12 protein-coding genes are annotated in these 15,062 nt (G+C 67.7%); 4 read left to right on the forward strand and 8 right to left on the reverse strand.

What is annotated here, in order from left to right; all coding sequences use genetic code 11:
* Positions 1–767: 767 nt before the first annotated feature.
* From VAR608DRAFT_RS37320 to VAR608DRAFT_RS29830, 4 genes are all read left to right on the forward strand, one after another.
* Positions 768–2,609 (forward strand): hypothetical protein, encoded by a 1,842-nt coding sequence (locus VAR608DRAFT_RS37320; RefSeq protein ID WP_157731162.1) that lies wholly within the window; start codon positions 768–770, stop codon positions 2,607–2,609.
* A 434-nt stretch (positions 2,610–3,043) separates the two neighbouring features.
* Entirely contained in the window at positions 3,044–4,420 is a 1,377-nt protein-coding gene (gene ltrA, locus VAR608DRAFT_RS29820) for a group II intron reverse transcriptase/maturase (protein WP_088955248.1), read from the forward strand.
* Between the two features lie 214 nt (positions 4,421–4,634).
* Positions 4,635–5,051: a hypothetical protein gene (locus VAR608DRAFT_RS37325; RefSeq protein ID WP_157731163.1), complete on the forward strand. Its 417-nt coding sequence runs from the start codon at positions 4,635–4,637 to the stop codon at positions 5,049–5,051.
* A gap of 97 nt (positions 5,052–5,148) precedes the next feature.
* Positions 5,149–5,505: a hypothetical protein gene (locus tag VAR608DRAFT_RS29830; RefSeq protein WP_088957357.1), complete on the forward strand. Its 357-nt coding sequence runs from the start codon at positions 5,149–5,151 to the stop codon at positions 5,503–5,505.
* A gap of 117 nt (positions 5,506–5,622) precedes the next feature.
* Here the strand turns inward: VAR608DRAFT_RS29830 and VAR608DRAFT_RS29835 are convergent, their stop codons facing one another.
* From VAR608DRAFT_RS29835 to VAR608DRAFT_RS29870, 8 genes are read right to left on the reverse strand one after another with little or no spacing between them, the layout of a single operon-like run.
* Positions 5,623–6,486 (reverse strand): isocitrate lyase/PEP mutase family protein, encoded by an 864-nt coding sequence (locus VAR608DRAFT_RS29835; RefSeq protein WP_088957358.1) that lies wholly within the window; start codon positions 6,484–6,486, stop codon positions 5,623–5,625.
* On the reverse strand, positions 6,483–7,898 hold the full coding sequence (locus tag VAR608DRAFT_RS29840; protein ID WP_088957359.1) for an FAD-dependent oxidoreductase: 1,416 nt from the start codon (positions 7,896–7,898) through the stop codon (positions 6,483–6,485). The genes VAR608DRAFT_RS29835 and VAR608DRAFT_RS29840 overlap by 4 nt, the downstream gene beginning before the upstream one ends.
* A complete protein-coding gene (locus tag VAR608DRAFT_RS29845; protein ID WP_088957360.1) occupies positions 7,898–8,515 on the reverse strand; it encodes a cysteine hydrolase family protein in 618 nt (205 codons plus the stop codon). The genes VAR608DRAFT_RS29840 and VAR608DRAFT_RS29845 overlap by 1 nt, the downstream gene beginning before the upstream one ends.
* A 55-nt stretch (positions 8,516–8,570) precedes the next feature.
* Positions 8,571–10,625 carry a hydantoinase/oxoprolinase family protein gene (locus VAR608DRAFT_RS29850; protein ID WP_088957361.1) on the reverse strand — a complete coding sequence of 685 codons (2,055 nt, stop codon included), beginning with the start codon at positions 10,623–10,625 and terminating at the stop codon, positions 8,571–8,573.
* Complete coding sequence (locus tag VAR608DRAFT_RS29855; RefSeq protein ID WP_088957362.1) at positions 10,622–12,325, reverse strand: hydantoinase B/oxoprolinase family protein; 1,704 nt, start codon at positions 12,323–12,325, stop codon at positions 10,622–10,624. The genes VAR608DRAFT_RS29850 and VAR608DRAFT_RS29855 overlap by 4 nt, the downstream gene beginning before the upstream one ends.
* Positions 12,318–12,824 (reverse strand): LeuD/DmdB family oxidoreductase small subunit, encoded by a 507-nt coding sequence (locus VAR608DRAFT_RS29860; protein ID WP_088957363.1) that lies wholly within the window; start codon positions 12,822–12,824, stop codon positions 12,318–12,320. The genes VAR608DRAFT_RS29855 and VAR608DRAFT_RS29860 overlap by 8 nt, the downstream gene beginning before the upstream one ends.
* Positions 12,821–14,089, reverse strand: coding sequence for a 3-isopropylmalate dehydratase large subunit (locus tag VAR608DRAFT_RS29865; protein ID WP_088957364.1), 1,269 nt, complete (start codon positions 14,087–14,089; stop codon positions 12,821–12,823). Before VAR608DRAFT_RS29865 ends, VAR608DRAFT_RS29860 begins: the two co-directional genes overlap by 4 nt.
* Before the next feature lie 5 nt (positions 14,090–14,094).
* Positions 14,095–15,051, reverse strand: a complete 957-nt coding sequence (locus VAR608DRAFT_RS29870) for a tripartite tricarboxylate transporter substrate binding protein (protein WP_088957365.1) — start codon at positions 15,049–15,051, stop codon at positions 14,095–14,097.
* Between the last annotated feature and the right edge of the window lie 11 nt (positions 15,052–15,062).

A 15,062-nucleotide genomic window follows, 5' to 3' on the forward strand; every position in this document is an offset into this window, starting at 1 on the left:
AATCTAGGCGGATGAAAAGCCGCGCGTCGTGGCACGCCATCCCGAACGCATGTAGGCGAGAAACGCAGCCAGAATTCATCAATTTTCGCATCCCAGATGATGAAAGGGGTTGCCTACGGTTACATGCAGATTTTGCAAATAAGAAGGAAGTTAACGGCAAAGACGTCACTGAGAACTACCGTTGTAACCGCCGCCTAAGCATAAGAAAAACATTGGGAAAGGATTTGAAAGAAAGCTTGCGACGCAAGAAGGGTCAACGTACAAACCGGATTCTTCTTAATCGTGGGGTCTTTTTTGTGAAAACCATAGAGAAAAGTTCTCTTTTGCTGCTTATTGCAGCAGGAACGCTAGCAGGTTGTGGGGGTGGGGGTAGCAGTGGTGGTATCAGCGCGCTCGCGGGTACCAGCGCAGGCACCGGAACGGTCGCCGCGGCCACTGTGGATGGAAGCGCGATGACAGTCGCAGATGGCAGCACGTCGGGCTCCGCTGCGAGCGGAACGAGCGCAGCCAAGGATCAGGCGGATCTGGAGAAATGGCGCCGCTGGGGCGGGTCACCCGCACCGGCACCCGCACCGGCACCCGCACCCGCACCGGCTCCGGCACCCGCACCGGCACCGGCACCCGCACCGGCTCCGGCACCCGCTCCGGCTCCGGCACCCGCACCGGCTCCGGCACCCGCTCCGGCGCCCGCACCCGCTCCGGCACCCGCACCCGCTCCGGCACCCGCACCCGCTCCGGCCCCGGCCCCCGCGCCGGCACCGGCACCCGTGTCCGGCGACATCGTGGACAGCAGCCTGAACATCATCCCGGCGCAATACACCGCCATGGCCGCCCAGCTGAGCCAGGACGCCGGCATCACCTATCGCTACGGCCCGGACGCCATCTCTTCCGGCACGGCCAACACCGGCCCGGCGCTGTACAAGCGCACGGACACCAAGCTCACCTCGCCGGCACCGGACTACCCGTTCTGGTGGCAGGTCGGGCAGGCATCCAGCAATGCCGGTTCCTACTCATCGAACCAGGGTTCGATCACCTTCGTCGCGGACGACCCGACGCAGCGCGTGGGCGTGTCCGACATCCAGGTCTCGAACTACATGTACAACACGTTCGCCCAGTTGCCTCAGCTGAGCTGGACGCGCGCTGCCGTCACCGGAGGCGGCATCGACAGCATCAACGTGATGGGCTACCGTGACCAGGGCATCGTGAGCGGCAATCCGATCGCCGTCGGCCGCTGCACCGGCCGCCCCGGCTTCTGCGCCGAGGGCCTGGTCGCGTTCCAGAACGGTGTCATCGGCACGTTCGGCAGCAACACTGCGCGCAACCGGACCACGGTGCAGTTGCCCGCCAACAAGGTGCCGACCGCCATCGCCATGACCAACAACAGCGAATTCGCGCTGGTCACGGTGTGGGACACGCAGGCGCTCAAGGGCCAAGTGGCGGTGATCGCGCTGGCCGGCCTGTGCGATGGCTGCGATCCGTACAACGGCACCGCGGACCACACGACGAACGGCATCGGCTACTCGGCCTGGTACAACTGGTGGCAGGAGTGGATGGGCGTCTACCCGGGTCTTGCCAACATGGGCGACATCGCCTTCATGAAGATCCTGGGCTACGTCGACCTGCCGGGCATCAACGCGCCCACCGAGATCGCCGTCACCACCGGCATGGACCAGTTCAAGACGCTCTACCAGACCGGCTCGAAGGTCGGCCAGTTCATCGGTTTGGACAACTCGCCACTGACGAACAACTGGCAGAGCTTCGCGAGCGGTGGCGCCAACTACTACAACTACGCCAAGGGCGGCGTGGCGGTGGTGATCTCCAAGTCGGAGCAGAAGGCCGCGTTCATCGACCTGAAGCCGCTGTTCAGCTACATCAACGGCATGTACTTCAGCTCGAACGTGAGCCAGACGACCAACTTCGGCCAGGCGGCCAACCAGTGGCCGTTCACCTTCGACGTGCAGGCCTCGCAGAAGCCGACGGTGCTCAAGACGGTGTCGCTGGGTGCGCGCCCGACCGCGGTGAAGACCACGGTCTTCGGCTCCACCCCGCGCGCCTGGATCGCGACGCAGGACGGCACGCTGCACATCTACAGCCTCGACGGCTTCACGCCGGCTGGCGGCTGGCAGATGGTGGCCAACCCGCCGGCGAGCAACATCGCCGAAGTGGGCACCGTGACCGGCATCGGCCGCAACCCGACGTCGCTCGCGACCTCCAAGGGCGAACCGGGCGACACCAGCATCGAGCCGAGCAGCCAGCAGGTGATCGTTGCCTCCCGCGGCGACAACAAGATCAACTGGGTGCGCTTCGCCTCCAACGGCAACAGCGGCAGCGTCGTTCGCACGATCCAGCACAGCGAGATGAAGGACCTGATCGCCGTGGAGGACGCCGACAACTTCGCGAACCAGGGCTATGTGTTGAGCGCGCTCGACTACGCCGGCAAGGCGGTGCGCAACTACCGCTACGGACCGGTGATCTTCAGCGACGGCGGTGCATGTCCAGGACCGACCGGCTGCCCGATCAACGCGATCAACGGTTCCGCGGCCGAGTACGGCGGCGCGATGGCGCTGCCCGGCAAGCCCTACCAGATGAACACGGCCAACGTGCCCTGAGCCCCGCCCCGTTCTTCTGAGCAAGCAGACAGCCCGCCTCGCGCGGGCTGTTTTTGTGCGCCCAGCATGGGCGCGATCTTCGGGGTGGAAGTCCCCGGCCGAGCTGACCACAGTGAGGCAAGCGAAGCGCAACTGCGTGAGGGCGACCGAGCGTGGAAAGGAAGCGTGGAGCGTAAACCGTGAGTCGAGGTACACGAACCTCATCTGAGGCGCTGCCGAGCAGGGCGAGCAGGCAAAAGGCTGCGAAGCTCTTGTGGTCAAGGCGAGGTGGCGTAAATGGGGCGACTGTGCGGTGAAGGATCGCGTTCTTACCTGGGGAGATCTCGCCTTATGCCTGAAAGGGCGACGGGCTTGTCCGGAGCGAGAAGTCAGCAGCGGTCGTAGTAGTCGGGGCGACCTGACGAAGGGCCAAACGAGAAGGACAGTGACGAGACATGTCGCTCGGAAGTGAATCGCATCAGAAGCCCGCTGGTTCAGCGGGGCGCGTAGGCCGCGCACAGGGTGAAGCCCGGTGTGAGCCCGCACGTGATGAATCGCGACCGGCGCGGGATGAACAAACGCACTGGGGGCCAGAGGACCTGCTTGGGCAGGCGCTGGCGAAGCGCAACATGGCGGCGGCGTGGAAACGCGTCAAAGCCAACAAGGGAAGCGCCGGCGTCGATGGGCGCACGGTAGAGCAGACCGAGGGGTACCTCAAGCGCCACTGGCCTGACATCCGGCAAAGTCTTCTGCTTGGAACGTACCGGCCCAGTCCGGTGCGCCGCGTGCAGATTCCGAAACTGGGCGGTGAGTACAGGGAGTTGGGTATCCCTACGGTTGTTGATCGACTGATCCAGCAGGCCCTGCTGCAAGTGTTGCAACCGGTGATCGACCCTACATTCAGCGAGCACAGCTTCGGGTTCCGGCCCGGGCGCAGCGCGCACGGGGCCGTATTGCTGGCGCACAGCTATGTCCAGCAGGGATGCACGGTAGTGGTGGACGTGGACCTAGAGAAATTCTTCGACCGCGTGAACCACGACATCCTGATGGAGCGACTGGCCCGACGCATCGCCGACAAGGCGGTGCTGTGGCTGATCCGCAAATATCTTCAGGCCGGGATCATGGACGGCGGGCTTCAACTGGAGCGCCACGAGGGCACGCCGCAAGGCGGGCCTCTGTCGCCTCTGCTGGCCAACGTGATGCTCGACGAAGTGGACCGCGAACTCGAACGCAGGGGGCACAACTTCGTGCGCTATGCCGACGACTGCAATGTCTACGTCAAGAGCATCGCGGCGGGTAAGCGGGTGCTGGCAGGACTGCGGCGCTGCTACGCGAAACTGCGCCTGTCGGTCAACGAGGCCAAGACGGCAGTGGCGCTGGTTTGGAAACGCAAGTTTCTGGGCTACTGCTTCTGGCTCTCGAAGACCACAGGCAAAGTCCATAGGGATGTGGCGGCGGCAGCGCTACAGCGCTACCGTCAGCGGGTGAGGCAACTCACCCGGCGGCAGACCGGCCGCAGCTTTGATCAGATCGCCAAGGACTTGCAGGCATTCATGCCCGGCTGGAAGGCCTACTTCCGGTTGACGCAGACGCCCAGCACGTTCCGCGAACTGGACAGTTGGCTGCGCCATCGGCTCAGAGCGATCCAGTTGAAGTTCTGGTGCCGTGGAACGACCGTATTCCGGGAACTTCGCGCCTTGGGCGCTTCTGTCGATCTGGCCGCGCAAGTGGCTGCCCACGCCCGTCGCTGGTGGTATTGCAGCGCCAACCTCGTCAATCGGGTGCTGACCAACGCGTACTTCGACAACTTCGGCATTCCCCGGCTATGCTGACCTCAACTTCTCGAACCGCCCGGTGCGGACCCGCATGCCGGGTGGTGTGGGAGGGGTCCGGTCTTCGTGACCGGCCCCTATCCCGATTTGCGGGTCGACGAAGGCAAAATCGCGTCAGGTACGCTGCAGGCGTCACAGATTGTTGGGCGTGTCCACCGCCCTCCCGTGCGCCGCGTTCAGATCTGACGGACATATCCAACTTCGGAGAATTTCAGTGAGCTTCAATGGCTCTTCGCTTGCCAAACTGGCTTTTTCGGCTGCAATCGCAGCAACCGCGCTCTCGGCTGCCGTGGCGGCCCATGCGGAAGTGAGCGTGTCCGTCGGTGTCGGCGGTCCCGTCTACTACGAACCCGCACCCGCCTACGTGGCGCCGCCGCCGGCCTACTACCAGCCTGCGCCCCCGGTTTACTACGAGGCGCCTCCGCCCGTCTACTACCCGGCGCCCGCCCCACCCGCCTACTACCGTCCGGCGCCACCTGCCTACGCACCGGGCTACGCGTCGGGCTACTACGCCCAGCCCTCGCGCCCCCGCCTGAGCGACATGCAGCAACGCGCCCTCGACAATTGCTCGCTGCTGGCGCCGCACGAGCAGCGCCGGTGCCGCGCCACGGTGATGTCGACCGTACGCTGAACAATGCCAACCGGCCGATCGGAATATGGCGCCGAGAATTAAACAAAAGTTTTAATTGTTATTAAAATGTTTCACTCCTGGGGGAAAGGAGCGAAACATGAGAGTGCTCGTATCGGCCTTGGTCGGGATCGCGCTTTTTGTCGGCTGCCTTGCCGTGTGGTGGTTCTACTTTCCGGTCTGGAAGGTCGAGACCAGCGTGCGCAAGCAGCTTCCCGATGGATTCGCGACCTTCTCGGGCGTCAAGTACAACCGCTCCACCGGTGCCGGCTGCGGTTATGTCAACGTCGGAAACCGCCCCGGCCTGCCGCGCGGCGCCACGCATTTTGTCCTGCTTCCGGACGGCAGCCTGAAGTTCGACCCCGATGACCGCGTGACCGGCACGACGCTCCAGCAGCTCGAGGCGCTGCGCAAGCACACGGACTACCTCGCCCTGGTGTACGCGCGCTGCGCCTGAAACTAAGTTCACCCCCAGCCTCGCCCACTTCGTGTGGCTCGGGCACCCCCTCTCCGGGGGCAATCCCGGCGGCCCGGCGAAGCCGGTTCCGCGGGATTTCTGGGTTTGGGTGCGCCGCTATTCGTACTGTCGCCCGGTGCGCATCAGGTCGGGCGTGCCAATCACTTCATTCAGGGCATCGAAGTCCAGCATCTGCGAACGCCACGGCTGCGTGGTGCGATGCGCATGCAAGCTCCCGTAGTAGCCCTGCAGCGTGTGCACCACCGCGCGCGCAGTACCGCCCGGGAAGATCGCGATGCGAAAGCCGTGCGCCTGCAAGGCGTCCGCATCCTGGATCGGCGTCTTGCCGCCTTCGACCATGTTGGCCAGGAGCGGAACTCGATGCGCGAAACGCCGGCAGGCCGCGTCCATCTGCTCGGGCGAACGCAGCGCCTCGATGAAGAGCGCGTCCACCCCGGATTCGAGATAGGCCTCGGCGCGATCGAGCGCGGCGTCGAGCCCTTCGACCGCCACCGCGTCGGTGCGGGCGAGGATCAGCGTGTCGCTGGAGGCGCGCGCATCCAGAGCGGCCTTGAGCTTGCCGACCATCTCGCGCTCGGGCACCACCGCCTTGCCGTCGAGATGGCCGCAGCGCTTCGGAAAGGTCTGGTCCTCGATCTGCACCATCGCCGCGCCGGCGCGCTCGAAGCCGCGCACGGTGCGCTGGGTGTTGAGCGCGTTGCCGAAGCCGGTGTCGGCATCGACGATCACCGGCAGGCTTACGCGCTCGGTGATGCGCGCGAGCGTGTCGGCGACTTCGGTGAAGGTGGTGAGGCCGATGTCCGAGCGGCCCAGTCGCGTGTAGGCGATCGAAGCGCCGGAGAGGTAAAGCGCCTCGAACCCCGCCTGCTCGGCGACCAGCGCGCTCAGCGCGTCGTAGACGCCGGGCGCGAGCACGATGTCCTTCGACGCCAGACGCGCCTTGAATGTCTTGTCCGTCATTTCATCGACTCCCTGGAAGAAAGCAGCGCCGCGGCCGTCCGCGCAGCGATGTAGCCGCCGGCCACCGCGCTCAGCAATCCGTTGCCCGAGAGATAGCCCCACACCGCATCGCCCGAGACGCCGCCCGCCGCGCCGCCTGCCGCGAGCAGGTTGACGAAGGGCGTGCCGTCCGCGCGCAGCACGCGCATGTCGTCCCCGGTGTCGAGGCCGCCCTGGGTGTGGAACAGCGCGCCGGTCACCTTCACCGCGAAGTACGGCGCTTCGATGCCGCGCGAGAACACGCGGCCATCGGGCTGCGGCTGCTTCTCCTGCAACGCCGACAGCGTGGCCGCGAGCACCGCCTCGTCGCAGCCGATGCAGGCCGCCAGATCGGCCACCGTCTCGCAGCGCCGCAGCGCACCGGCCGCCTCCGCATCGCAGAAATCGGGAAAGCCGCGCGCGAGTTCGAGCAGCGGCGCATCGAACACATTCCACGCGATGCCGCCGGGCTGCGCGAGCACATGCACCGCGGCTTCGGAATAGCCCTGCGTCTCGTCGTGGAAGCGCCGGCCTTCGCGGTTGACCTGGACGCCGCCTTCCATGATCACCGCCCACGACATCAGCGCGCCCTGCGGCGTGACCCACGAGCCGTGCCCCTGATAGCCGCCGAGATCGCACAGCCGCGCACCGAGCGTTTCACCCCAGAGGATCGCGCTGCCGTCGTTGCCGACATGGCCGCCGAAAGTGGCCTCGGCCATCTCGGGCAGCAACTCGCGCACCATCGAGGCATTGCCGCCGAAGCCGTTGCAGGCCAGCAGCAGCACATCGCAACCCAGCGTCTCGCGATGGCCGTCCGGCCGCTGGTATTCGATGCCGATCACGCGCTCGTCCGGACTCATCACCAGCGTATCGACCACCGCCTGCGTCAGCACCGGAATGCCCGCCGCTTCGGCGGCCGACTGCAACCCCGCCATCAGCGCGGCGCCGGTCTTCTGCGGCAAGGCGTGCATGCGGTGCCTGCTGTGGCCCGGATAGAGAAAGCCGTCGAGCAGGATCCAGTCGAGGCCATGCCGCGCCTGGAGCGCATCCAGCGCCGGACCGACCGCTTTCGAGTAGGCATCGACCCGCACGGGCGATGCGCGCCCGTGCGCCTTCGCCTGGATGTCGGCCGCAAAGCGCGCGGGGCTGTCGTCGCTCACGCCATGTTCGCGCTGCACGCGCGTGCCGGGCGCGGGGATGAATCCTGAAGACAGCGCCGTCGATCCGCTCGGCACCGCATCGCGTTCGAGCACCACGCAGTCGACGCCGGCATCGGCGAGCATCAGCGCCGCGGTGAGTCCGCAGGCGCCGCCGCCGATGATCGCCACGGGCACTCGCGCCTCGGCATCGATGGCTGGCGCACGCCGGATTCGGCGGGGAGATGATTCGGCCATCACCGACCCAGCGCCTGGATGAAGGCCGCGCAGTCGGTGACCTCGGCCACGTTGCGCATGTCGGCGAGCGAGGTCTGGTGCCGCTCGTCGCCGAAGGCCGCGCAGCCGTCGGACAGCACCAGCGTGCGGTAGTCGCGCATGTGCGCATCGCGCACCGTGCTGGCCACGCCGCCGTTGGTCACGATGCCGCAGACCGCGACCGTGTCGATACCCGCGCGGCGCAGCACCCAATCAAGCTGCGTATTGAAGAAGGCCGAATACGCGACCTTGCAGACCGACACATCGACCAGCCCCGCGAGCGCGTCGACATTCGCCTGCCCCCAGCTTCCGGGCGCGAAGTCGCCCTTCTTCAGATACGGCCGCAGCGCCTTGAGATGCGGCGACACCATCGGCGCGCCCGACGCATCCGGCCACAGCGTGAACTGGCTCGCGGCCACCATGCCGCCCCTGGCCTTCATCGCACGCGCCACTTCGGCCACGCGCGCGGGCAGGAGCAGCGCCGGCGGATTGCTGTCGCCACCGCGCGCATAGGCGCCCTTCGGGTCGAGGAAATCGTTCTGCAGGTCGATGATGACCAGCGCGCTCTTGGCGCCGACGAGGGGTGCGCCGGCGCTCACTGGACTACCTCGCGCAGCGGCGCTTCGGGATTCGCCTCCGGAACGGCCGCGCGGCTCATGACGGCCTCACCAGCAGGTTGCCGTGGGCATCGACCTCGGCATGGAAGCCGGGTTCGAGCCACACGGTGGTGTCGGGCTGTTCGAGGATCGCCGGCCCGTCGATGCGCGTTCCCACCGGCAATTCGAGCCGCGCATGGCGCAGCGCGTCGTGCCATTTGCCTTCGTGGAACACGCGCTGCGTGCCGAGCGATTCGACGCGGCCCGCGCCCTCAGGTGCGAGAACGGCCAGATCGAACTTGGGCCGAACGCCGATGCGCGCATAGCGCAGGTTCATCACGCGGATCGGAATGCCGTCGAGCACGCGACCGAAGGCCGTGGTGTAGGCCGCCTCGAAGGCCGCGCGGATCGAATCGACCGTGAGCGGCCTGCTGCGCGCATCCGGGAGCTCGACTGGCAAGGTGTGCGTCTGCCCCGCGTAGAGCATGTCGAGCGCGATCACCTCGCGCACCGCCTCGAAGCGCACGCCCGCCGAATCGAGGCGCCGCTGGCACGCGGCGGCGAGTTCGTCGATGCGCCGCTGCAGATCGGCCACGTCGACTTCGGTCAGCGGCCGGTTGATGGTCTGCACCGCGTCATGCCGCATGTCCGCGATCACGCAGCCCAGCGCCGACGTGACGCCCGGATAGCGCGGCACGATGCCCGTGCCCACGCCGACCTCGCGCATCATCGCGCACACATGCAGCGCGCCACCGCCGCCGAAGGGCATGTAGGCAAAGCGGCGCGGATCGTGGCCGCGCTCGATCGACACCAGCCGGATCGCACCCGCCATGCGCGCATTCGCCACCGTGAGGATCGCCTCCGCGGCCGCATGCACATCGAGCCCGAGCGGCCGCGCGACATGCGCTTCGATGGCCTGGCGCGATTTCTCCGCATCCAAAGCCGCCAGCAGCCCGCCGCCGAGCGGCCGGTCCGCGGCGATGCGGCCCAGCAGCACGTTGGCATCGGTGACGGTCGGCCGCATGTTGCCGCGCCCATAGCAGGCCGGCCCGGGCACGCTGCCCGCCGATTCGGGACCGACCTGGAGCATGCCACTCGCATCCACCGAAGCAATGGAGCCACCGCCCGCGCCGATGGTCTCGATCTGGATCATCGGCGAGCGGATCACCATGCCGAACTCGATCGCCGTCTGCGCCGCGAGCGCCGCTTCACCCTCGGCGACCAGCGACACGTCGAAGGACGTGCCGCCCATGTCGCCGGTGATCGCATTCGGAAAGCCCGCCGCGCGCGCGATGGCCGCACAGGCAATCACGCCCGCCGCCGGGCCGGAGAGCGCGGTGCGCACCGGCAGATCGCTTGCGGTCTGGCGCGACATCACGCCGCCGTTGCTCTGCACGACGAGCAATTCACCGCCGAAGCCCTGCGCGCGCAGATCGGATTCGAGCCGCGCGAGATAGCCGCCCACCACCGGCTGCAGCGATGCATTGAGCGTCGCGGTCGAGCAGCGCTCGAACTCGCGGATCTCGGGCAGCACCTCGCTCGCCGAGGTGACGTGCGCGTTGGGCCAGATCTCGCGCACCGCGGCGACCGCGCGCCGTTCGTTCTCGGGATTGGCGTAGGTGTTGATGAAGAACACGCACACCGCCTCGCAGCCCGCATCGAGCAGCGCACGCGCCTCGGCGCGCACCTGGTCGAGGTCGACCGGCGTGTGCAGCGTGCCGTCGGCCAGCACGCGCTCGTCGACCTCGCGCCGCAGGTCGCGCGGCACCACCGGCGTGAAGCTGCCGCGCAGCCCCCAGGTCTGCGGACGATCGCGACGGCGCATCTCCAGCACATCGCGAAAGCCGCGCGTGGTGATGATGCCGGTGCGCGCCACCTTGCGTTCGAGCAAGGCATTGGTGCCGACCGTGGTGCCGTGCACGATGGTCGCGATCGCGGCGGCCGAATCGGTCACGCGCGCCACGCCGTTCATGAAGCCGCGCGCTTCTTCGCCGCGCGTGGAAGGCACCTTGACGATGCGCGCGCTGCCGCTCGAATCGTCGAGCACGAAGAGGTCGGTGAAGGTGCCGCCGACGTCCACGCCGACGACGAGAGAGGGTTGTTTCGAATTCATTCGGATGCTTTCCTGCCGGCGTCGGCGCCGGTGGTCACGTAGCCCATCGCGCGGTCGCGCTCGCGCTCTTCGGGCTGTCGCTCGGCCGCACTGCCCCACCCGCCGCCGCCGGGAGTTTCGAGGCGCACCCGCTCGCCGCGCACGAGGCGGATGCCGCGCATCTTCGAGACCATCGGCGGCACGTGCCATGCGCCGTCGTTCTCGTAGCGGAAGACGTTCAGCGCGCCTGCGCCGCCGCCGGCGATGCCCTTGGGCGGCGAGGTGCCGCGTTCGCCGAAGACGAACACCTCGGCGTCCTTCTCCAGCAGTTCGATTTCGTAGACCGCGCCGAGTCCGCCGCGATGCTGGCCTTCGCCGCCCGAATCCGGACGCAGCGCCCATTCGGTGAAGCGCACCGGATAGGCCGCCTCGAGGATCTCCAGCGGCGGAATCGTCGCGGTCGAGATCGGCGCATTGCCGTGCGACAGCCCGTCGCCGCCCGCATGACCGCCGTGCCCGCCGCCGAAGAAGCTGAACATCACCCAGCGCTGGCCTTCGCGGCCGGCGTCGCTGCGCAGGCCCGCGATCGACAGCGCATTGATGGTGCCGTAGGCCTGCGCCACCGCGCGCTTCGGATCGGCCTTCGCGGCAGCGCTGAAGATCACGTCGATCATGCGCAGGATGGTCTCGGTGTAGCCGCCCACCGGCCGCGGCCGCTCGGCGCTGATGACGAGGCGCTCCGGCAGCACGAAGTCCACCGCGTCGAGCACGCCGGCATTCGCGGGCACATCGGGGAAGAGGTGCTTGAGAGCCACGTAGCAGGCCGCGATCGCGGTCGCGCGCGAGATGTTCACCGGCCCCGCGCATTGCGGCGAGGTGCGCGAGAAGTCGAGCAGCAGCCGGTCGCCGGAAACGGTCATGTCCAGCGCGATCGTCAGCGCCTCGGGGCTGATGCCGTCGTTGTCGAGCACGTCCTCGAAGCTGTAGCGGCCGTCCGGCAACGATCCGATGTGCGAGCGCATCAGGCGCAGCGCGCGGCTGCGCAGTTCGCCGAGCGCCTGCAGCACGAGCTCGTCGCCGTATTCGTCGAGCAGGCCATGGAGCCGCTTCGCGCCGAGCTCCAGCGCGGCGAGCTGGCCGTTGAGGTCGCCCCAGAGGCTGTCGGGCAGGCGCGTGTTGGCCTGCAGGATCGCGAGCACGTCGCGGTCGAGAACGCCATCACGCACGATGCGCACCGGCGGGATCTGCACCGCCTCCTGCCAGCACTCGGTCGCCGCCGGGTTGTAGTTGCCGGGCACCGCGCCGCCGACGTCGTGCCAGTGCGCGGCCGAGGCCATTTGGCAGTAGAGCTTGCCGTTGCGGAAGAAGGGCCGCACCAGCTTGAAGTCGTTGGCATGCGTGCCGCCGTCGTAGGCATCGTTGCTGATCCAGATGTCGCCGTCCTGCATGCCGCCGCGCGATTCTGCGGCCTTGGCGGTGGCACGCACCGCGAAGGCCATCGCGCCGACGAACACCGGCAGGCCCGACTTGCCCTGCACCAGCGTGTCTCCGGTGGTGGCGTCGTAGAGGCCGTGGCAGGCGTCGTGCGCCTCGGCAATGATGGGGTTGAACGCGCTGCGGTAGAGCGTCGCGTCCATCTCGTCGGCCACCTGTTCGAGCCGGCCGCGAAGCACGGCCAGCGTCACGGGGTCGATGGCTGGGGCATGGGAAGGATCAGGCATGGCTTGCTTTCTTGCCAGCACGCTGGCGTAGCTGGTTCAACAGTCCGCCGGCGCGGACCATGTCCATGAGGAACGAAGGCACCGGCTCGCATTCGAGGCGCGTGCCGTCCGGTGCGATCACCGCAGGCATCGCGGGGTCGATCTCGATGCGGTCACCTTCGCGCAGCGTCTCGGCCTGCGGGCAGCTCAGAAGCAACAGGCCGAGGTTGAACGCATTGCGGAAGAAGAGTCCGCTGTAGGCCGGTGCGATCACGGCCGCGACGCCGAGCTTCACCAGAACGGCCGCGGCCTGTTCGCGCGATGAACCGATGCCGAAGTTCGGACCGGCCACGATCACGTCCCCTGGCTGCACGTCCCCCGCGAACTCCGGGCGAACGGCCTCCAGGCAGTGCCTGGCGATGATGTCGATGCCATGCTTCATCGCATGGCCGGGCGCGAGCGCGTCGGTGTCGATGTCGGCGCCCAGGCGCCAGACGCGGTGCTGCGTCGAGATGGTCATGATGCGAGCACCTCCCGCGGATCGGCGATGCTGCCGCGCAATGCGGCGGCGGCGACGGTATAGGGCGAGCCCAGATAGACCTGTGCGGTCGGCGAACCCATGCGGCCCTTGAAGTTGCGCGCGGTGGTGGAAATGACGGTCACGTCGTCGCCCATCGGATCGCCATAGCCGGAACAGGCGCCGCACGCCGTCGGGAACAGCTCCGCGCCCGCATCGGTCAACGCCTGCAGTACGCCCTCCTCCTCTGCGAGCTTCTGGTCGCGCACGCTCGCGGGCGCCACCATCAACCGCACGCCCTTCGCGACCTTGCGTCCGCGCAGCACCTGGGCGGCTGCGCGGAGGTCGTCGAGCTTGGCGCCGGTGCAGGCGCCGATGTAGGCGATGTCGATCGGCATGCCGGCAAAGCGGCTCACACCATGCGAATTGGCCGGGCTGTGCGGCGCGGCGATGTGCGGCTCCAGCGTGCTCGCGTCGAAGCGGTGCCGCGTGAACTCGGCGTCCTCGTCGGTGAACCACGGCCGGGTGTCGACGTGCGGCACACCGGCCCCCGCCAGATAGGCGGCCGTGGTCGCATCGGGCGCGATCAAGCCGGCCTGCGCGCCGAGCTCGGCGCTCATGTTGGAGAGCGTCATGCGCTCCTGCATCGACAGCGCGGTCACCGCCGGCCCGCAGAATTCCACCGCCTGGTAGCGCCCGCCGTTCATGCCGAAGCGGCCGATCATGTGAAGCATCATGTCCTTGGCGGTCACGCCCTTCGGCAAAGCGCCGTCCCACCACATCTGGATCGTCTCGGGCACGCGCAGCCAGATCTCGCCGGTCACCACCACGCCGAGCATCTCGGTGCTGCCCACGCCGAACATGTAGGCGCCGAAAGCACCACCGGTCGGCGAATGCGAATCGCCGCCCACGCACATCATCCCGGGACGGATGTGCCCATGCTGCGGCACCACCACATGGCAGATGCCCTGGCTGTCGTAGACGTGCGGCAACTGCTGGTCGCGCGCCCAGTCTCGCGCAATGCGCACGATGCGGCGCGAATCGTCGTCGCGCTCAGGCACGTAGTGGTCCATCACGAGCACCACGCGCGAGCGGTCCCAGATCTGCGCACCGAGTTCCTCCAGCATCGGCTGGAGCCGGCGCGGACCGGAAGAGTCGTGGAACATCGCGAGATCGACGCCGCAGGTGACGATGTCGCCTACCGCCACGCTTTCGCGCCCGCTCGCGCGCGCGATCAGCTTCTGCGCCAGCGTGTGGGCGGAGGCCATGGCGTTCATTCGGGCTTGGCTCCGGAGAATTTCACGACCTTGGCCCAGCGCTTGATCTCGCTCTGCACGAAGGGGGCGAACTGCTCGGGCGAATTGCCGACGGGGATCGCGCCCTCGGCTTCGAGGCGCTTCTGCATCTCGGGCGTGGCAATCGCCTGACGCGCCGCATCACTGATCTTGCGCGCCGAGTCGGGCTGCATGCGGCCGGGCCCGAAGAGGCCGAACCAGGCGCTCGATTCATACCCCGGCAGCACTTCGGCGATCGCCATCACCTCGGGGAACTGCGGCAGCCGCCTGGCCGTGGTCACGCCCAGCGCCTTGAGCTTGCCGGCCTGGATGTGCGCCTGCGCATTGCCCACGGCCGCGAACATCAGTTGCACCTGGCCGGCGAGCACGTCCTGCACCGCGGGCGCCGTGCCCTTGTACGGGATGTTCACAATGTCCACGCCCGACTGCATCTTGAAGGCCTCCCCGGCCATGTGCAGCGACGAGCCGACCGAGCCGATCGCGAAGTTGAGCTGGCCCGGCTTGGCCTTCGCGAGCGCGATCAGCTCCTTCACGTCGTTGGCCGGCACCGAGGGATGCGCGACGAGGATCGATGGCGAAGTCGCCACCAGCGTCAGCGGGGTGAAGTCATTGACCGGGTCGAAGGGCAGCGAGGGATAGAGCGTCGCGTTGATCGCATGGCTGGTGAAGCTCATCAGCAGCGTGTTGCCGTCCGGCGGCGCCTTGGCGACCAGCTCGGCCGCGATGTTGCCGCCTGCGCCGGGGCGGTTCTCGACGATCACCGTCCGGCCGAGCGCAGGCCCCATGCTGGCAGCCAGCGTGCGCGCCAGCGTGTCGGTGGAACCGCCGGCCGGCGCCCCCACGAGGATGCGCACCGGCACGCCGCCGATCTGCGCCCGGGCGCCCGCGGCCAGCGCGAGCGCGGCCGAGGAAAGAAGAATGTCTCGACGTTTCATGTTGTCTCTCG

The organism is Variovorax sp. HW608 (genome assembly GCF_900090195.1).
Lineage (GTDB): Bacteria > Pseudomonadota > Gammaproteobacteria > Burkholderiales > Burkholderiaceae_C > Variovorax.